The 20,468-nt window shown below is 37.8% G+C and carries 16 protein-coding genes; 8 read left to right on the top strand and 8 right to left on the bottom strand.

Annotated features, from left to right (window positions below; all coding sequences use genetic code 11):
• Positions 1-231: 231 nt before the first annotated feature.
• The 4 genes from KG732_RS11865 to KG732_RS11880 form a co-directional block, all read right to left on the bottom strand.
• Positions 232-2,139, bottom strand: a complete 1,908-nt coding sequence (locus KG732_RS11865; RefSeq protein WP_213524000.1) for a CocE/NonD family hydrolase — start codon at positions 2,137-2,139, stop codon at positions 232-234.
• Positions 2,140-2,227: 88 nt separating this feature from the next.
• A complete protein-coding gene (locus KG732_RS11870; RefSeq protein WP_213524002.1) occupies positions 2,228-4,285 on the bottom strand; it encodes a M13 family metallopeptidase in 2,058 nt (685 codons plus the stop codon).
• Between the two features lie 205 nt (positions 4,286-4,490).
• Complete coding sequence (locus KG732_RS11875) at positions 4,491-7,838, bottom strand: T9SS type A sorting domain-containing protein (RefSeq protein WP_213524004.1); 3,348 nt, start codon at positions 7,836-7,838, stop codon at positions 4,491-4,493.
• A gap of 351 nt (positions 7,839-8,189) precedes the next feature.
• On the bottom strand, positions 8,190-8,681 hold the full coding sequence (locus KG732_RS11880) for a nuclear transport factor 2 family protein (protein ID WP_213524006.1): 492 nt from the start codon (positions 8,679-8,681) through the stop codon (positions 8,190-8,192).
• A gap of 34 nt (positions 8,682-8,715) precedes the next feature.
• Here KG732_RS11880 and KG732_RS11885 point away from each other — a divergent pair, with 34 nt between their 5' ends.
• From KG732_RS11885 to KG732_RS11895, 3 genes are read left to right on the top strand one after another with little or no spacing between them, the layout of a single operon-like run.
• Positions 8,716-9,279, top strand: coding sequence for a DNA-3-methyladenine glycosylase I (locus tag KG732_RS11885; protein WP_213524009.1), 564 nt, complete (start codon positions 8,716-8,718; stop codon positions 9,277-9,279).
• Complete coding sequence (locus KG732_RS11890) at positions 9,266-9,898, top strand: hypothetical protein (protein ID WP_213524011.1); 633 nt, start codon at positions 9,266-9,268, stop codon at positions 9,896-9,898. The genes KG732_RS11885 and KG732_RS11890 overlap by 14 nt, the downstream gene beginning before the upstream one ends.
• On the top strand, positions 9,879-10,547 hold the full coding sequence (locus KG732_RS11895) for a DUF2490 domain-containing protein (protein ID WP_213524013.1): 669 nt from the start codon (positions 9,879-9,881) through the stop codon (positions 10,545-10,547). The genes KG732_RS11890 and KG732_RS11895 overlap by 20 nt, the downstream gene beginning before the upstream one ends.
• Positions 10,548-10,690: 143 nt before the next feature.
• Here the strand turns inward: KG732_RS11895 and aat are convergent, their stop codons facing one another.
• The 3 genes from aat to KG732_RS11910 form a co-directional block, all read right to left on the bottom strand.
• Positions 10,691-11,338, bottom strand: a complete 648-nt coding sequence (gene aat, locus KG732_RS11900) for a leucyl/phenylalanyl-tRNA--protein transferase (protein WP_213524015.1) — start codon at positions 11,336-11,338, stop codon at positions 10,691-10,693.
• Between the two features lie 377 nt (positions 11,339-11,715).
• On the bottom strand, positions 11,716-12,093 hold the full coding sequence (locus KG732_RS11905; protein ID WP_213524017.1) for a DUF3127 domain-containing protein: 378 nt from the start codon (positions 12,091-12,093) through the stop codon (positions 11,716-11,718).
• A gap of 3 nt (positions 12,094-12,096) precedes the next feature.
• A complete protein-coding gene (locus KG732_RS11910; protein WP_213524155.1) occupies positions 12,097-12,900 on the bottom strand; it encodes a flavin reductase family protein in 804 nt (267 codons plus the stop codon).
• Positions 12,901-13,247: 347 nt separating this feature from the next.
• Here KG732_RS11910 and KG732_RS11915 point away from each other — a divergent pair, with 347 nt between their 5' ends.
• The 5 genes from KG732_RS11915 (at position 13,248) to KG732_RS11935 (ending at position 19,793) form a co-directional block, all read left to right on the top strand.
• On the top strand, positions 13,248-15,641 hold the full coding sequence (locus KG732_RS11915; RefSeq protein ID WP_213524019.1) for a M28 family peptidase: 2,394 nt from the start codon (positions 13,248-13,250) through the stop codon (positions 15,639-15,641).
• Positions 15,631-16,404 (top strand): NAD(P)H-binding protein, encoded by a 774-nt coding sequence (locus tag KG732_RS11920; protein ID WP_213524021.1) that lies wholly within the window; start codon positions 15,631-15,633, stop codon positions 16,402-16,404. The genes KG732_RS11915 and KG732_RS11920 overlap by 11 nt, the downstream gene beginning before the upstream one ends.
• A gap of 805 nt (positions 16,405-17,209) precedes the next feature.
• A complete protein-coding gene (locus KG732_RS11925; RefSeq protein WP_213524023.1) occupies positions 17,210-17,383 on the top strand; it encodes a hypothetical protein in 174 nt (57 codons plus the stop codon).
• A gap of 556 nt (positions 17,384-17,939) precedes the next feature.
• Complete coding sequence (locus tag KG732_RS11930; RefSeq protein ID WP_213524025.1) at positions 17,940-19,043, top strand: hypothetical protein; 1,104 nt, start codon at positions 17,940-17,942, stop codon at positions 19,041-19,043.
• Positions 19,044-19,793, top strand: coding sequence for a hypothetical protein (locus tag KG732_RS11935; RefSeq protein ID WP_213524027.1), 750 nt, complete (start codon positions 19,044-19,046; stop codon positions 19,791-19,793).
• A gap of 5 nt (positions 19,794-19,798) precedes the next feature.
• Here the strand turns inward: KG732_RS11935 and KG732_RS11940 are convergent, their stop codons facing one another.
• A complete protein-coding gene (locus tag KG732_RS11940) occupies positions 19,799-20,263 on the bottom strand; it encodes a CYTH domain-containing protein (protein WP_213524029.1) in 465 nt (154 codons plus the stop codon).
• Positions 20,264-20,468 lie beyond the last annotated feature (205 nt).

The following is a 20,468-nucleotide window of genomic DNA, read 5'->3' on the forward strand; positions in this document are numbered from 1 at the left end:
TTAAAAAGTTTTACTTATTCAATGAAATGAATTTATAATGAACTACCGGATTACTTTCTTTTGACTTTAGATCAACTAATAGTTTATTTCAACCCATAAAGGCAGACTTTAATCCGTATTTGAGAATTATATTGTCGCTTGCAGTGTTTTTTTATTCAGCTGAATGAATTTGGCTGGAGCTGAAGCTTTTACAACAGAACTTTAAAATTCTAACAGCTAACAGTCAACAGGCTACTGTTTCAATTGAGGCAATTGCATTTTAAAATCTTTATTTTCTCCTACGGTCACTTGGCTGCTCCCTAAAATAGTGACTTGACCTATTGTAAAATCACTTTCCTTAGCTTCAAATATATTGTCCACGTACTTTTGCGGATTGCGATCTATATATGGAAACCAAGTGCTGTGAATTTGGATCATAATTCTATGACCTTTTTTAAAGGTATGCAATACATCTTGTAAAGGAAAATTCACTTGAGTCTTTTCTCCTTCTTTAAATGGTTCTGGTTTAGAAAAATCATTTCTAAACCTACCTCTAAAGGTTTCTGCTCGCACCAGTTGTTGGTAACCTGCAAGAGTTATATTTTTAGGGGTATACGCGCCATTTGGCTCGTCATCTGGATAGACATCTATAACTTTTACAATAAAGTCTGCATCGGTAATGTCTTTCAAGATCACTTCTAGGTTGGCTTGAATTTCTCCTGCAAGACGTGTGTCATGGTCTAGAATTTCCGTCTGAAAAGTCAATACATCTGGTCTTCTTGAGGCATGCCTTTGATCGTCGGTCATGTAAGCTCTAGGGGTAAAAGTCACTGGTGTTACTTCACTTCTAAAAGGCACTGGTTTCATAGGATCGCTTATGTAGTTGTGCGCTACATTTTGATCACCTGCTTTATTGATCAACAACTCCCCATTTTTCCCAAATCCAAAAGTAATTGGAGCGTCTTTAGGGGGCCATTGAGTAAACTGATTCCATTCTTTTAAACCTGTATCAAACATATAAGCTTCCGGTAATTGTGGATTCTTCTCTCCTTTTAAATGATGTTCAAAAAATGGAGTTTCAATATTTTTTTGATAAAATGTAGAGATGCTATCACCAAAGTAGATGTGGTTCACCATTTGCTTACCTGTTTCTCTAGACCAGTTTCCATGACTCCATGGACCCATTACGATGGTGTTATTCTTATTTGTAGGATTATTGCGTTCTACACTTTTATAGATATTGAGAGGTCCATAAAGGTCCTCAGCATCAAACCAACCGCCTACAGTCATTACCGCATGATCTACGTCTGTTAGATGATTGATAATCGCACGTTTTTGCCAGAATTCGTCATAATTAGGATGTGTTGCTACTTCTTTCCAAAAGAAATTATCTGGGAATATGTTTTCAGTGACATTTTTTAGGGGTCCTAATTTCATGTTGAAATCATAAGTGTCTTTTAAGTTTCCTGCTGCTCTCATTTGATCCCATTTGTCATTGTACCAGCTTTCTGTAGTGGGCTCTGTCTGGTGTCCAAAAACAGGATAAGCCATTAAATAACTCTGTAAAGTGGCTCCCATATGATGAAAGTCATCAAAGAAAAAATCTCCTATAGGTGCTTGTGGAGAAGAAGCTACTAGAGAGGGGTGAGCTTCTGGAAGTGCCGCCGCGGTATAGAATCCTGGATAAGAAATACCCCACTGACCTACTTTTTTATTATTGTTAGGGACATTATTGATGAGCCATTCTATGGTATCGTAAGTATCGCTGCTCTCGTCAATATCTTTCTTATTGTTGACATCGTTACCTGTAATATGTGGTCTCATATTATCAAAGTCCCCTTCACTCATCCATCGACCACGCACATCTTGATAGACAAAGATGTAGCCTTCTTCCATCATGAATTGATTAGGCCCTAAGGTGCTTTTGTACTCGTTTTCTCCATAAGGTTGCACGCTGTAACAAGTGCGCTGTAACATGATGGGATATTCCTTAGAAGTATCTTTTGGGGCGTAGATGACCGTGTATAAGTTCACACCATCTCGCATAGAGATATTTTCCACCCTTTTGGTATAGTTTTCTTTGACGTAGTCGGCGTTAGGTTGCGCTTTCGCGAAAGCGAAACCAACAACAGCAATAATGAATAGAATATAGTTTTTCATGATTTCTATTTAAGAGATGTTAAAGATAGTAGAGGCATACAAAAAAAGGCCTTCTGTTAAGAAAGCCTTAATATAAGTTCTATCAATTTTACCAAATTACAACACGATCTTCTGGAGCGATGTACATGCCATCATTTTCTTTGATATCAAAAGCGTCGTAAAATGCTTGAATGTTTTGAAGTGGAACATAGCCGCGATACATTCCTGGAGAGTGCGTATCGCCTTTGATACGTTGTTTGAGCGCCTCGTCTCTCATCTTAGTACGCCATGCACTTGCCCAGCTTAAGAAGAAACGTTGTTGCTGTGTATACCCATCAATAGGTCCCACCTCTCCTTTATCTTCTAGCCACATATTAAGGGCGTCATAAGCAGCGTTTACACCGCCTAAATCGCCAATGTTTTCACCTAGCGTATAAGAACCGTTAATAAAAATACCAGGTAATACTTCAATCGCATCGTATTGTACGGCAAGATCTTTCCCCAATGCTTCAAATTGTTCTTTATCAGCATCGGTCCACCAATTGGTCATATTACCATTTGCAGCAAATTTTGCACCTTGATCATCAAAACCGTGGGAGATTTCATGGCCTATAACAGCACCCATACCACCAAAATTGATGGCAGCATCTGCTTTATAATTGTAAAAAGGAGGTTGTAAAATAGCTGCTGGGAAAACGATTTCATTATAATAAGGATTGTAATAAGCGTTTACTGTTTGCGGGGACATGAACCACTCTGTCTTATCTACTTGTTCTCCCAGCTTACTCATATTGTCATGGTAGTTATACTCTTGAACAGCAAGCATGTTGTCAAATAGAGTACCCCCCTTTTTAGGACTTATAATTTCCATTTCAGAATAGTCCTTCCATTTATCTGGATACCCAATTTTAATGGTCATTCCATTGAGTTTTTCTATTGCCTTGGTCTTCGTATCAGCACTCATCCATTCCAAGTCATTGATGCGCTTTTCATAAGCTTTCTTTACGTATTCTATCATCTCCTTAGCCTTAGCTTTAGCTTCAGGGGGGAACTTTTTATCAACGTAGAGTTGTCCTAGAGCTTCTCCTAAAGTTCCATTAACGGCAGCAAGAGCGCGTTCGTCTTGTGGGCGTTGTTCTTTTGCGCCACTCATGGTCTTGCCATAAAAGTCAAAATTTGCTTCTTCTAATTCTGTGGAAAGCATGTTTGCAGCAGTGTCAACTAGGGACCATCTCATATACTTTTTCATGATTTCGAGATTTTCAGGTTTCCACATAGCGCTTAAAGCTTTTAAGTAATCTGGTTCACTTACAATCAGATGATCAAAGTCTTTCATTCCCGCTTTATCAAAATAGGAATTCCAGTCTATTGCGGGAGCAATTTTTTGAAGATCTTCTACATTCATGGGATTATAGGTTTTGCTAGGATTTCTTCTCGTCACTTTATCCAGTCTAGGAATAGCCATAGAGGTTTCAAAAGCAATAATTTCGTTAGCTGTTGCTTGAGCTCTAGCACCTTCCATCCCAGTCATTCCTAACATTCTAGCAACGTGTAGCTGGTATTTAGCTAGTTTTTCTTTACTGTCTTCATCTTCTCCAACATAATATTCACGAGCCATTCCTAAAGACCCATTCCCTAATTGAGCTACATTTATATCCGTATCCATGGCATCAGGCGCTACCCCTACATAAAAGAAAGCATTCAATCCTTTTTTAGCTAAGCCTGCTTTAACATCTAGTAATTCATCTAGGGATTTGATGTTTTCAATTTGTTCTAGGTAAGGAACTAGTGGTTGATATCCCGCTTGGTTACGAGCATCGTTATCCATCATGCTTTGAAAAACATAAACAGCTTTTGCCTGATCTGATTGAGGATCAAGGTCTTTATCGTTCATAGCCATATCTAGAATAGCCAGCACATCAGCATCGGTATCCTTTCTTAACTTATTGAACCCTCCCCAAACAGTTTGGTCGTCAGGGATTTCTGTAGAATCGATCCAAGTGCCATTTACAAAGCGGTAAAAATCATCTTTTGGAGAAGTGTCTTTATCCATATAAGCCACTTCTAGTCCAGGTTGTTCTTTTACTTCAACCTCTTTTTTAGTATCACATGAAACTATTGCCGCCACGACTGTGCCAGCTATTAATAGGCTTGATTTAATTTTCATTTTTTTCATTTTTAATTCAACTATTTATTCAAATAATCAGCATCCTAAGTTACAAAATTATTTTCTCTGATGGATACACTTACTAGTTTCATGTTATTGTTTTCTAATACAATTAGGGGGCAGTATAGAAGATAAAAACCATAAAAAAGGCTTTTCTACCAGAAAAGCCTTTTGGATTGATGTATTTTAAAGGGTTACTAGTGAACTATCTTACAATCAATTTTTGAGTTACTGATCCTGTCGCGGTGGAGATAGTTATAAAATACATTCCTTGAGACACTGCAGATAAATCGACCTGATGCATACTTCCGGAATTCTTTTTACTTGTAGCAATTCTTTTTCCACTTACATCGTAAACACTATAATCAAATTCTTGAGCAGCATTCCACGCGATAGTGAACACTCCTTCCGATGGGTTAGGATAGATAGAGAATAACTCTTCAAGAGATGTCGATTCGGTGCTTAAGGTTCCATTAATTACAAAGTTATCAATTACTGCGCCTTCATTAGTAACGGATTGGTCTGTTTTTAGAACATATCTAAAAACAACTTCTGAAGGATTGTTAAGAGAGTTCAAAGAAATACTGTAATTAGTTATTATAGGAGAAGCACCTGTCCATTGCCCCCCTATACAATTATAACAATTTGAATTGTTGGGGAATCTATTTGAATTATACCAATTAGGATCAGTTGCAGCGCCTAGAACACTCCAGGCTCCTCCACCATCTGTTGAATATTCCATGTACAATAAATCCCAGTTATTTTCTATATCAAAAGCCATATCAAATGACAATACAGGGTTAGTGGTATTAGATAAATCGTAACAACCCGAATATAAATAGCTGGTAGAATTGTTGCCATATGGCCCAGAAAGATTGGTACCGTAGACATTAGTTGATCCGGTAATCGCGCTGCTTAAAACAGCACCAGTTGCAGCACCTCGTTGCCATGCAGAAGATGGATCACCTTCAATGGAAGTAAGAAATGCTCTGTTTTCAAATTGGTGCATGTCATTCACTACACCAGAAGAGTTGCTTAAAATCTCTATAAAGCCTTCATTATTATTAGAGAAATAATCATTTATTGTGGTCACGATAACATCGATGGTGTGCGTTCCTAAAGTTAGGTTAAGTCCTGGAATAGGGATGCTAGCGGTTCCTTGCGGAGCAATAGACACATTAGTTTGCTGTGAAATACTTGTCCCTCCATCAATACTGTAATTGATGTCCACATTATTTACAACAGTCATTCCTGTATTTTCTACAATGATATTGACAACATTATTTCCACAAGCTATTTCACCACCATTCGTGAGAAGTTCAACTACTTTTACATCGGTAGTGGGAGCAACGCGTTGGAGAGCCGTTTGCCAGATACCTCTGCCGTAGGTTCCAGCTGTTAGGGTGTTGTCATTAGTGTTTATTTCGAGGTCTCTAATATTTACATTAGGCAAGTTATTTCCAAATGATTCCCATAGACCGACACTTTCATCATATCGGTAAGTACCTACAGTAGTACCTACAAATAGAGGTTCGTCTACGCTTAGTCCTTGGTGAACCAATGTATTTTTACCCAAGTTAGGAAGATTGCTAGTTATGTTTGTAAAGTTAGCTCCTGAACTAGTGCTTTTATATACTTGTCCATCAGAGAATCTAGTTGCCACATAAACAACAGAGCTATCATTAGAATTGACTTCTATAGCAGAGATGTTTTCAGGAAAATTAAATAGGATATTAAAGTTTAAACCAGCATCAATACTTCTATATAGAACTTGATTAACAGCAACATAAATGATATTATCGTCATTAGGATCTATTTCTAAAACATCAATATTAGCATTGAAGGCTGAAGATACCGCAGTAAAAGATCCGCCAACTACATTATACAATCTGGTGTAACCTGCATAAATAGTTCCTCTGCTATCGGTTTTCATAGGGGTAATCCAGTTTCCTTGTTCTGGGCCATTTATACTGCTCGTGAGACTGTTTCCTCCATTTGTAGAACTATACAAGCCGCCACCAAACTGTATGAAACCATATCTAATAGTTGAATCAGTGGGGTCAATTCCAGATTCCATCCCATCGGCACCATAATAATTCTTCCAAGAGCCTGCACTTCTGGTAAAGCCACCATTATCTTGTAGTCCACCGGCTAGGTCTGCACTGGATTGTTTTCCTACGGCGATTCTATAAAATTGCCCTATTTGCGCACTGCCAGTAAGGTCTGTAAAACTTAAGGCTTCGTTAGTACTTCGGTATACTCCACCGTCAGACAGAACAAATAATTCATTGCCAAATTGTCTTATCTGATGAATGTCTGCATGAGTATAAGTTGCTTGAGAACTATTACTCCAGCTATTGATCTTGATAAATGAAGACCCTCCTGAGGTAGATTTCCACACATTAAGACATCCCGTGTAAATAGTTTCAGCATCAGTTGGGGAGACCTCGAGTGCTAGGTCGAACCATCCTTGGGCACTTTCTAAAATATCAGTTCCGGAATCTCTTTTAGAAAAAGTAACACCACTATCGGTAGACCTGTAAACACCAACAAGAGCCGAACTGCTATCAATGATAAGTAAGTACACATAATTGGAATTAGCTGGAGAAACCCCTATTACTGATCTTCCTTGATTAGTCGGTAGTCCAGAAGTAATTTGTGTCCATGTCGCTCCTTGATTGGTAGATTTAAAGAATTGCGACAATGTAGCCATATAAATGACATTAGAGTCTCCAGGTTTAAACTTGATATCCTTTACATTACCATTGAATGTTTTTGTAACGGTATTACCGGCATCTGTAGATTTATAAAATCCACTACTAGAAGAAATGTAAAGGGTATTGCTATTATTAGGATCTATGTATATTTCACTAATGTTTTCACCTCTTGTAAAAGTTAACCCTGTAGTATTAAAGCTTGCACCAGCATCAGTTGATTTAAGCATTCCAATACTATAGGTATCGCCAGCATCATCGTCTCCTGTACCTATATAAACAATATTAGAATTGTTAGGGTCTATGGCAATAGCACTTGTTCCTATTTGAGAAAGAAAGTCTGTTATTGGATTCCAAGTAGTTCCCGCGTCTATGGATTTCCAAGCGCCACCACTAGGCGTACCCATATAATAGGTGTTGGAATTATTAGGGTCTACAACTAGGGTATTCACTCTACCTTGACCGGGTGACCACGAGCCAGTTGCAGTAAAACTAAAGGGTCCTACAGGAACCCAGTTGGAGGTATCTACTAAACTGTTTTTTAATAAATTTTGGTTGAGTTCGTTTTGTATATCTAAAGCAGACTGTAACGTACCGTCTGCCTTTACATAAGCTTCAGCTCTATCTACCCACCTCATAAAAGGCTTGTAACCACTACCTTTTGCATCCTTATCATGAACTTCCCAGTACTGTTCTCCAGCCGCTTTTATTTCTTCATAAGTAGGGGTACTGCCGTTTTTTTGACTCATTAATTTTTGCATCCATGGAGCATCTGCCCCTAATTGTGCAACAGCAGAAGCACTGAGAATAAATATCAAAAAACTAAATAAATTTTTCATTTGGACTTCTCTTTAGAATATGGGATACTATCAGCGTTATTTTCAACTTATAAATTTAGTATAAACCCAGTTGTTTTTAATTAAAAACAATCAGTTTTTAAGTGTTTTGATTAAAAGAACCATTTTTTAATCAATAATTGCCCTGATTTATTTTTTGGCAGTTATTTTTTGTCACATTCCTATCCTATTGATTTCCCTTTTCTTTCACAAGCTAGCATCTGTCATCCATAATCGGGCGGTTGCATCTTTCAGATAATAATTAAAAAAGTGCCTCATGCTGACGGACAGGACTCTTTATATTCTAATTGGGTCGAGGTTATAGGTAGGTATTGAAGTAAGGATTTCTGATTTTTAGTGCTCTTGCAGTTGTTTGATGTAATTTTTATCCCACTCCTTTTTCATTTCGGTAAGCGCGGAAACACGATCATTAGGGACGGCTATAGAAAGCACGTAATGGGCAATTTTCCACTTTCCATCTTGCATTTTCATAACGCCACTGCCACGGCATATTCCCATTTGAGTATCTAGCAATTCGTCAAAATAAGCCACTCCATATAGGCTATATACATGGCGTTCTAAAGAGGTAAAGGACCAAGCTTTTCCTTGGTCAAAATAAGGTTTGGAATAAGCTTTAAATTCGGTAACCTGCCAGTTTTCTGTGGCGTCTGTACCTATAAAAATAGCGTCTTCTGTCATCAGATCAAAATAATTTTCAAAATGAGCTTGTGATGCAGCTTGATGCCAGGCATCTATAGACTGTTCCACCTCTGGAATGCTAATGGCTTTTTGAGTGGCACAACTAGAGAAGAAAATAACCAAAATAAATAATACTAATTGTTTCATAGATCGTAAATATAAAGATTAGTAATTTTACATCATGAAAAAACAAAAGTGTGGCTGGTGTTTAGGAGATGAGTTGTATGAATCTTATCACGATCAAGAGTGGGGAAAGCCTGTTTATGACGACCAGACCTTGTTTGAATTCCTTATTTTAGAGACCATGCAAGCAGGATTGAGCTGGATCACAATTTTACGTAAACGGCAGAATTATTTTGATGCGCTAGATCAATTTGATGTTCAGAAAATAGCTGCTTATGATCAGGAAAAGCAAGAGGAGCTTCTTCAAAATGCCGGCATCGTACGCCACAAATTAAAAATAAAATCAATTAGTAGTAATGCACAACTATTTCTAGAAGTCCAGAAAGAATACGGCAGTTTTTCTAAATTGATCTGGAGTTATGTAGATGAGAACCCTATTAAAAACCAAGTTGAAAATTACAAAAAAGCTCCTGCAACAACTGCGCTATCAGAGCAGATTTCTAAGGACCTTAAAAAACGCGGATTCAACTTTGTGGGGGCTACAATTATGTACGCCTTTATGCAAGCTATTGGAATGGTAAACGATCACGAAATCACCTGTTTTAGATATGATGAGGTGTAGATTATTAGGAATTTGTCTTGTTCTTGCTTTCACTGCGCCTTGGGGCAGTGAAGTTTTTGCTTTACAACAAAACGACACGATAGCACCACCTTTACAAACTCCATCCCAACCAAAAAAAGAACGAGAAGAAAAAATAACTTTAGATCTCTTTCCTAAGAACGCGGTTGAAGTAGTAAGAGTAATAGGCTATGCGCGTAAGAAAGTAACTTACTATAGAGAAACTGATGGTAACAAAATAAGCTATGAAGCAAAACTCAAGTACCAAGATCGAAAATACAGTATAGAATTTGACGAAAACGGCCTTTTAGAAGACGTAGAATTAGACTCGCGCAAGAGAAGGATCCCTAAAGAAACCCTTTTTAAAATAAGCAAAACATTAGACAGCATTGCTGAAAAATACCGTATCGAAAAAGTACAAGAACAATATGTAGCAGGAGATCAAAATAGCCAACAAATACAACAAAAAATAGCTCGAGACAGTCTTGATAATTACGAGTTGATTGTTGCGTTTAAGGACAAACGGAAGATCTACCGCAAAGAATTCCTATTTGATAAAAAAGGAAAATTTATAAGTCAACGCGACATCAAAAGACTAGAATATGACTTTTTATTATTCTAGACTCTTCCTTTTTTTATGGGTTCCATTCATTTCATTTTCTCAAATTACAGACGATGTCATCGTAGAGCCTTCCTTAAATATATCCTGGCATAATAATGCCCGATGGAGTTTTAACACCGCTATTTCTGAGCGTAACCGTACGCAAGGTTCTTTTGAAGCACTGCACATTCAAGCATCTCAATTTGCTAGTTATGAAGTAGGCTTTTACTCGCAGCTAGGAGTAGGAGTCATGTATAGAGAGCTGTTTGATGACCTCAGACCAGAAGAAGTAAGGTTTTCAGAACAATATGTGTATACGAGAAAATACAACGCCTTAAAAATAGCACACCGATTAAGATGGGATCAGCGGCTAAGAGGAGATCGTACGACGCATAGATGGCGCTATCGTTTTTCTAGTTCCTTACCCTTAAACGGTTTTGCTACAGATGCATCAGAATTTTATCTTACCGCAAGCCTAGAAACACTTTTCATTGCAGAGCGCGATCAGCGTCCAGGCTACGATCAGCGGTTTTCTTTAGGAATCGGAAAACAACTCAGCAATCAACTGAAATTACAATTCGTTACTACTTACCGACTGGAAGATTTTACAGCACATACAGATCGGTTGTTGTTTTTAAACATAGGGGGTATTATGCTATTTTATAAATAGGCTATCCTCAAAAAGGGGGGCACTGATTTTTTGGTCAACCTAGTATCCACAGGATTAGAGGTGGCACTGAGCCTGTAACAATACAAGTGATAGCAAGTATAAAGGTGCAAGCGGTAACAAGAGATTAAAGCTAAGTCATGGTACTAGCTCAAATAACTTAAAAACACTTCTCGATCTATCTCTACCGCACCTAGGCGATCTAAATGATCGTTATATACTTGAGCGTCTATAAGCTGGTAATCTAAAGCTTGTAATTTTTCTACTAAATACATTAAAGCAATTTTACTCGCATCAGTAGCTAGTGAGAACATGCTTTCTCCACAAAAAATGCCTTTATCTTTTAAATCTATTCCGTACAGCCCGCCTACGAGCTCATTATCTTTAAAAACCTCCATACTTTTTGCATGACCAGATTCATGCAGTTGGGCATAAGCTTCCAGCATCTCTTTATTGATCCAGGTACCGTCTTGGTCGTTTCTAGGCAGGTTACCACAATGTTTCATAACAGTGGTAAAGCATGTGTTCTCTCGCACTTCATAACCCCGATTGCGCTGGCTTTGCCGCATGGATTTGGTAATGTGCATGGGAGAGTTGGATTTCAAATTAAAAATCATTCGAGGATCTGGGCTCCACCAGCAGATAGGCTCTCCATCATTGTACCATGGAAAGAATCCAGAATGATAAGCAAGAAGCAATCTTTCTTGGCTTAAATCACCACCTATAGCAGCAAGTCCATGTTCTGGAGCGCTGCTAGGATCGGGAAAAATTAAAGATTCGTTTAATAAATACAATAGAAATTGTGAATTAAGTTTGGAAATGGCCCTAAATTTACTAATCTTTGAATAGTCTTCAAATTTAAATTTATTTTCATCATTGCTTTTTTTTGAGTTTGTTTGAAGACTGACCTATTAAAATGAAAATCCCAATCTTGAGAAAGTTGGGATTTTTTATTTTTAATATCCTAACACTATTATTCATAGCTATGAATCCATATTAAATGTAAAAAGCAGCAAAAAATTTTCTTGCTGCTTTTGCAAATACTTATCTCACACTGAGCTTGTCGAAGTGCGACTTAGGATAGGTTCTTTAGATGCTATTATTGTCTTCGACAGACCCGTATTGAGTTGATCGAATACCTAGACGGACCTTGAATATTTAAATCAGTTACCTAAAAAGGCAAGTCATCATGATCTTCATTCTTGGTATTGGATACCGGCTCGTACTCATCAAATGGAGGTACTTCTGTTGCACCTGATGTTGGTGTGGCTGCACTTGCTTTTTCAATTCTCCATCCTGCGATAGAGTTGAAATATTTTGTTTCTCCTTGTGGTGATTGCCATTCACGACCTCTTAAGTTGATGCCTATTTTTACAGGTTCACCTACGTTAAATGCATCTAATAAGCTCGTTTTATCCTGCACAAACTCTATCATTAAGTGTTGCGGGTACTGCTCTTCGGTAGTTACTACCAGTTCACGTTTTTGAAAACCATTGGAACCAAAACTTTTGGTTTCTCCTATCAATTTAATTTTTCCTAATACTTCCATAGTCTATAATAATAAATAGTTCCACGCAGCCAGGAGTTCCCCTTTTGCGATGAGCTCTTTAGCTCGATTGTGTTTATCTGTTGTAGAGAGGTTGAATAAGTGTTCCGCTTTCGCGAAAGCGAGCACTTCTTGCTGCTCTGGTACTCGTTCTATATTTCCTAGTTGACCAAGATCGTTTCCGGTAAGAATATCGCTTTTTCTCGCATGTTCTGGTAGTGCATCAACGCCTACTCCTAGAGTTGCCAAAGGTTTAGGAACCTCAAACATAGCGTCTTTAGAACGGCAGTACCAGTCACCACCCATTCTTGCTACTGTATCGATTTTAAAAGGATCAATCTTGTTATCAGCATCGAGAACGTTATCATTCACATGTACCATAACCACTTCACAAATGATGAGATTACCTGCGCCACCTTCCTGACCTAATTCTACGATTTCTTTTACCTTACACTCAAATTGTACAGGGCTTTCTGCTACTCGAGGAGGTGCGACTAGATCACTTTTTACAGCGGTCAAACCAGCTTTTTCAAATTCATTGACACCTTCTGCATACTCAGTACTCGACAACGACATTTGTTGAACAATGTCATAGTTTACGATATTGATGACCACTTCTCCAGTAGCTTTGGCATTCAACAAGGTGTGTTTTACCGAGTTGTCTCGTACCCGTCGCGCAGGAGAAAAGATCATCACTGGCGGGTTGGCACTAAAAACATTAAAAAAGGAATAGGGTGATAAGTTCACCTTGCCATGTGCATCCACAGTACTAGCAAAAGCAATAGGCCGCGGTTGCACGGCTCCTAGCATAATGCCATGGAGTTGAGCTGTTTCTATGTCTTTAGGATTGAGTTTCAAGGCTTTTTTGATAAGATACAAAGGTAAGATTTAAAGAATAGAATTTAGAATAATGTTTTTAAAATGATGAACTACTCCAAAGGGGAAGTTTTTGATGGGAATCTTTGAACATAGAAGCGGGCATTCCTCAATTATTTTGGCAATCCTATCGGAGTTGATCCAACTGCTCCTGGCATAGCCTCATGGGTAACGCATCAAAATACATCTATGTCAAGTTTAAAAGAAACCTATCCTTTGAGCATAGGAAACATTTTCCTGCTTTTTCCTTAACTTTCCGACTCTGCAAAAACCAACCAAACATGAGACCTAAATCTCACCTCACTTCAGCCTTCTCATTTCTAGTTATTATTTTGATGATTTGGTATGCCTTTCAAAGACAGACCCCATCTTCTCAAGTAAAAGAGAATTTACCAACGACTGAATGGTCTACTGCTAGAGCATTGCAACATGTAAAAGCCATGTCTTTAAAACCACATTATGTAGGAAGTAAAGCTCATGATAACGTCAGAGATTATATAAAGGGTGAACTCCAAAAAATGGGACTGGAAGTTTCCACACAAAAAGGCTATGACATCAGTAGCAACGGGAACATGTCTGAACCAGAAAACATTATAGCTCGTATCAAAGGGACCGATGCTTCTAATAAAGCATTAGTGTTATTAAGTCATTATGACAGTGACCCACACTCCAGCAAAGGAGCTAGCGATGCGGCAAGTGGCGTGGCGACAATTCTGGAAGGAGTAAGAGCTTTTCTAGCACAAAACAAACTGCCTAAAAACGATGTGATTATATGTTTTACAGACGGTGAAGAACTAGGACTTAACGGTGCCAGCCTTTTTGTAAGAGAACATCCCTGGGCAAAAAATGTAGGTTGTGCACTGAACTTTGAAGCTCGCGGTAGTGGTGGACCTAGCTATATGCTGGTGGAGACAAATGGCGGTAATCGCAAGATGATAGAAGAATTTATGGCAGCTGGAACAGATTATCCAGTGGCACATTCGCTCGCATACAGCATTTATCAAATGATTCCTAACAGCACAGATCTTACGGCTTTTAGGCAAGAGGGCAATATCAACGGTCTCAATTTTGCATTTATAGGAGACCATTTTGATTACCATACCGAGTTGGATAATTACGAACGGCTGGACCGAAATACCCTAGCACACCAAGGTTCTTATTTGATGCCTTTGTTGATTCACTTTAGCGACTTAGACATGACCGATGGACTGATGGTAGAAAAAGGAGACGACCTGGTGTACTTTCCTATGCCCTTGTTTAAAATGCTTAGTTTTCCATTCAGCTGGCTTGCAGCTATGATTATTATAAGCGGTTTGTTATTGCTTTTTTTAATTATCTTAGGAATACGCAAGAGACGTATTAGTATAAAAGATCTTTTGGCAGGTTTTATACCCTTTTTGGGGAGCCTGATCATCGGTTATTTATGGAGCAACTATGGTTGGGCAGCTGTCAAGTACAATGATTTTTATATAGATCAACATCATGGTTTTCCGTATAATGGGTACTGGTTGATGGCTACAGCTGCATTTGCCGCTGTGAGTACTTGCTTTTTCTTGTATCACAAATTTTATCATCGGGATCGCATTGCTAGTTTGAGCGTGGCGCCTTTGTTGGTATTATGGGGGATCTCATTGGCAATCGCTTTTCCAGTGGGAAATGCCGGCTTGATTCCAGGGATATATCTAGGTGGTGCCGGTTACTTTGTAGTACCTCTATTTGCTGGATTGATCATGTTGTGGCTCAATATTTATCAAAAACGACCTAGTTATATTTTATTATTATTACTCGCCGTTCCTGCAATTTTTGTTTTCGCTCCATTTGTAACCGCCTTTACAGTCGCTTTAGGAATGAGTATTTTATTCGTCTCTGCTGTTTTGAGTACCTTGTTATTTGGTTTGTTGATCCCTATTATAGGGCATTACCGCAAGAAAGGATTGTTGGCATTTGGCTCGTTGATGGTTGCTTTAGTTTGTTTGTGTTTCGCTTTCGCGAAAGCGGAATACTCACCAACCCAACCCCAACCTACTAGCTTGATCTACTTGCAAGACCAAGACGCCAAAACAGCTCAATGGGCCACTTATGACAGTGCCTTATCAGATTGGACCAAGGAAAAAACAGGTAAAAAACCTCAATTAGCTCGGGAACTGAACGAAAATTCCATCGATTCCAAATACGGCACCGGATTCTCCTATGCGGCAACTGCCGATTATAAAGAATTGGCAGAAGTAAAGATTGAGGTCATGAGCGACACCGCAGTAAATAGTTTGCGTACTGTAAAATTTAAAGTCAGCAGTGAAAGCATCGTACATCGTTATGAGGTCTTTGCAGATGCTAAATATGTATTTGAAAAAGCCGTGGTCAATGGTCTTGAAATTCAAGCTACGGGGAGGACTAAAAAACCATTTGGCAACCGATGGGGAAATCGCATGTTGAGCTATTATGTGACCGATAACGCGCCTCTAGAAATGGAGATGACTTTTGACGTTGGTGTAGCACCAGAACTGATCATTTATGCAGCCTCCTTTGATTTATTAGATCAAAAAGAAATGCAGGTCAGCAAGCGACCGCTGGATCACATGTCCATGCCGTTTGTTTTAAATGATGCGGTGCTTAGAAAAAGAACCCTTTCATTACTTCAACAGCAAACCGAAGCAATAAGTGAAAATGTCGAATAAAATTATAGGAATCTTAGGATGTGGCTGGTTGGGTTATGAGCTTGCTTTACAATTAAAAAAGCAAGGTTACGAAGTAAGAGGGACATCGAGAACTGATGAAAAGTTACTGCAGCTTTCAGAAAATGGAATCCATGCTTTTAAGATCGACCTTCAAGAAGATAAAATCTATGGAGATGTTCAAGGTTTTTTAGAGGGATTGGATGTTTTGGTGATGGACATTCCGCCAGGCTTGCGTCAAAATCCAGAAAGCGATTTTGCCTTTAGGATCAAGTTGTTCATGAGATTTGTTCAAGCATATGAAATCAACAAGGTTCTTTTCATATCATCCACATCTGTTTTTGAAGATACGGAAGAACTACCTACTTATGATGAACATGCACTACCCAATGCCACCAGTAATCATGGTAAAAAAATCAACGCTGCAGAGCAAGTGGTTCAAGAAATGGCATATCAATCTACCATTATCAGACCTTGCGGACTGATAGGTGATGATCGGCATCCTATTAAAATGCTGGCAGGAAGAAAAGGAATTAAAAATCCTGAGGCACCCATAAATCTAGTGACACGAGATCATGTGAATGCCATTATTATAAAAGTGATCGCAGGCACACTTGATGCGCCAGTAATTCATGCCGTTAGTGAACCACATATAAGGCGAAAAGCATATTATCAAAACGCTGCTCAAGAATTTGGGTTAGAAGCTCCGGTTTTTGAGAAGGATGATGGTAGTGTTGGGAAGAAGATTACAACTGTATTTTCTTGAATGAGAAATTACAGATGGCTAACACCCAACTGTTAGCTTCCCTCAAGGGAAGACGGTACTAAAAGATTTTAATGATCTTATCGCTTCAGTTTTTTAATTTGGTTTTCCCTTGAGGGAAATGTCCGCTAGGACAAAGGGTGTTTGCGATGTTTATTTACAACTAGGGATCTATACACTACATTTTTTAGAACAGAATCTAATTTCGATCATCCAAAAGGTTTTCATTAATTCTAGCCTTTTCATAACATATTCATGAGATTTTCGCGTTCTTAAAACTCAAAGAATCCGTAGTTTCATTCGGTGAAAAAGTTCTATTACAAACATAAATTCAAACTCAGCATACGGGATCCTATTGTTGGTTTGGTAAGCGCTATGTTTGTCAGATCAACTGTTTGATGTACCTTATTCCACGGTTATAGAAACTAAGGATTGCCGAGCTAGTACTTTTTGATTTGTTCAATAGGTTGCCTACACAAAACTGGTTTGCCCCGCCTTATGATGACTTGATCCAGGTACCAACCTGCAACCAATCAGGCTATCTCGCAACCCCATTATGTGAAGTTACAATCCAAAATATTCCTGTAGCAGGAGAAAAGTTTGCCTCTTGTCCTTTTCATAAATCCATCAACTTAGAACCTACAAAAATCTACCAAGTAAATGCCGATTGTGAGGCTGCCTGGCAACTAGTAACCACCTTCTGGTTCACGTTGCCGCCGGTGATGTCTTTTACTATGCAAGGTCCAACCCTGCTTATCAAGCCTTACCCGATTACCGAGAGGACTGTGTTCCAGCTAAGGAGGATGTGATGATATTTATACAACCCAAACACAATACCACCATCACGCTTACTAAAAATGTAGAAGGCGAGCAAAATAGCGCCATTTTTGAGATTGCTCATAAGGACAGTGATGCTCAGGTATTTTGGTATATGGGAGATGAGTTTTTAGGCACTACTAAAACTTTCACGATCTTGCTATAGCGGGCAAAAAAGGCAAGCGCCTGATTACCGCAGTGGATGAAGAGGGCAATGATGTGCGTATTTATGTGGTTTTTGATTGATGGTTAAAATCAGTTGTTCTTACCCATAGTGATCTTAAAACAATTCTTTCTCCTCTAATTTATCTGGGCAAAATCACATGCTGTTCAAAGCTATTTTTTCTTCTTAAAACGAAGTGCTCTCGAATTTTCGACGGGCTATGGTGTTATTTAGACCCAAAAATCATCGATTTTTTATCAATCTTTATGAAGGTTGATAGAAAAAGAAAGAGGAAGACCCTGAATTAGGTGATAGCTGGAAAACAAAGAGAAATTTGATAGGTATACTGGTCTAGATTCATGAAGATCGAGTCGTTATTCATGAATCTAGACCAGTAGTTTTTGCATGCATTGTCTTTATCTTCTACATTTAGAATCGCAATCCATATAAAAAACAAAAAATAGAAAAAGTTGTAAAAAAAGAAAAGCTCCTACCAGGTAGAAGCTTTCACAGTCAAAAAACGTAACACCAATTACTAATTTTTTAACATTATAAAATTATGCAAATTAAACCAATAATCATTGCATTTTTATGCAGTACCGCAATTATCTCTTGTTCTAAAGATGAAGTGCAAGAGCTAGAGTCAATAACTACTAAATCAGGAGGTTCTATATCCAAAGTCTCATTTTCTCGATATGGATTAGCAGATATGTTATACTTCCCTAATATGGAGACCTTTTATCAAACTCAAATGGATCTTGAAGAACAAGTTGAAAATCATGATGATGCATTCGTAGAACAAAACAATAATTTAAATGAAGACGATTTAATTGATGAGGAAGAGTCTTCAGGTTTTGATGATGAAAAGCCTTTAACAGAATTTGAAAACAGTTTTTCTTTTTATAGTTTAAGAGTTCATTTGATACAACTGGAGCATATTTGGTTAGATCAATTTGGAGTTAATGACTCTTTTGATGTTAGCGATAGTCCTTATAATCATTTCATATTTGATGAGGAAAAAAGAGCTGTGCTAAATATTGATGCTCAGGCTAATATAGGCGAATATTTAATTCAATTCACTAGATTTGGATATATACAAGTGCCTGTCTATGAAATGGAATTATTTTTAGATGTAGTAAATGATCCAAGCAGCACTAATACGAACTGGATGGAAAATGAAAATGTTGTTGTGGTAGGTGGTTATTATGGAGCGCCCCAAAATTATGCTAACGGTACCGATGACAATAACTATGATCCTGTTACTTTAACTGAAGAGTGCTTTGCTGACATTGACAATGATGGTCAAATTGTTTACACAGATAATAGAAAGGTTTCTTGGAGACATCAGTTAAAAGGCGATTACATTGTAGTCAAAGCAAAAGCCAAAACTAGAGGTTTTAAGCATAAAAGAGGGAAGTGGAGGTGTAGAAGATTAAATATTTTTGCTAAAGTGGAAGGAGATATTAGTAGCACTGAAGCTATTGATTGCGACGTTTATAAATATCTTGATGAACCAAAAGGTAGAAAAAGAAGAAAAGTCATCGCTAAGGATGAAGAAATACATTTTGCCGGCTATGTAATTAAATATAAAGCAATAGAAGGAATAACTAAATCAATACATGGTTGGAGTACCAATAGAACAGATAAAATCATGTTACAATAAATGAAAATTATTAGAAAAATAATTGCAGCGAGTATCATACTCGCTGCTTTTGTCACTCAAGCCCAACAAGAAGAGAATAGAAGTTTTATCCAAAATATAGGAATAAAAATTAACTATGCTCGAAATCACAACTTCAAACGAGATGCTCTACCACCCCAACTTAAGTGGGAACTTCTCAATACTACCACCGCTAGACTCGGATTAAGTTATGACTGGAAAAGAAACAAAAAACTCAACTACAACTTTAATATTTCCATTGACTGGTTAACAGATAAAAATAGATACCTTATAAATGATACTGATTTTGACGAAAATATTATAGAACGTAAATCAGGAGCAAATGGATATGTTTATTTTATTTTGGAGACCCAATTATTATATGAATTAAATAAAAAAGGAAATTTGCATGCAATGATAGCGCCACAAATAAACTATAGATTATTTAATGATGAAGGTTCTTCTGGATTAGGAGGGACTAATACTTTGAATGGATATAACTTTAGACTATCCACTGTAGATCGCAACCGCATAATAAGACCAAGTCTTGCATTAGGTATACAATATGATTTACCTACCAAAACAAAAATGCGATTAGGAGCCTTCTATTCTTACTCTTTTACTCCTATTTATTTTGGTGAGTTTACGTATCAAAATAGCAATGCTGTTACCGTTTCTGGAGAATGGGAGCAAAAAGGACATCAAGCTGGTATCACTTTTCAGATATTTCCTTTTTTCAAAAACAAAAAGTAAGAAACCTACCACTTAGAAAATGGTTTTTCACTGATATAAGAATTGTAATACCGCACATCCCCAGTGACTTCTTGAGCGATCCATTCTGGTTTTAAGAAAGGTTCTTCTTCTGACTTGAGTTCAATTTCGGCTAGTAGAAGTCCGTTGTTTTCTCCGTGGAAGATGTCTATTTCCCAAGTATGATTTTCTATAACTACTTCATACCTAGTTTTATCGATCACGCCGGGCAAACATAATTGTAGTAATTGTTTAGCCTCCTGTGTACTAATTTCTTTTTCCCATTCATAACGAGATAGGCCACTTTGGTTAGACGTTCCTTTTATGGTTAGAAAACCTTGATCGCTTTTTATACGCACCCGTACCGTACGTTCTGGATCTGTAGATAGATAACCTTGAGTGATGCGTTTTCCTTCTATACCTTTTAGGAAATCGGTGTTTTTAAATAGGAATTTGCGTTCTATTTCAGTCATGGTTGCAAGGTATTGAAAAAGCTTTTAAGATTTGACAAGCTGCGTATTTGTCTTAGCATTGTCTAAATTTGATAGAGAAGTTTTCTCTCTTTGTTTGATGGAGAAGGGAAAGGCTGCATCCAGAAGTCAATAAAACTTAAGGAAAGAAAAAACAGCAGCGAACCTAAATTTGTGAGCCGATTTTCTAATTTTGCCTACAGCCTAC

Origin of the sequence: Nonlabens sp. (assembly GCF_018401815.1) — a bacterium.
In the GTDB taxonomy this organism is placed as follows: domain Bacteria; phylum Bacteroidota; class Bacteroidia; order Flavobacteriales; family Flavobacteriaceae; genus Nonlabens.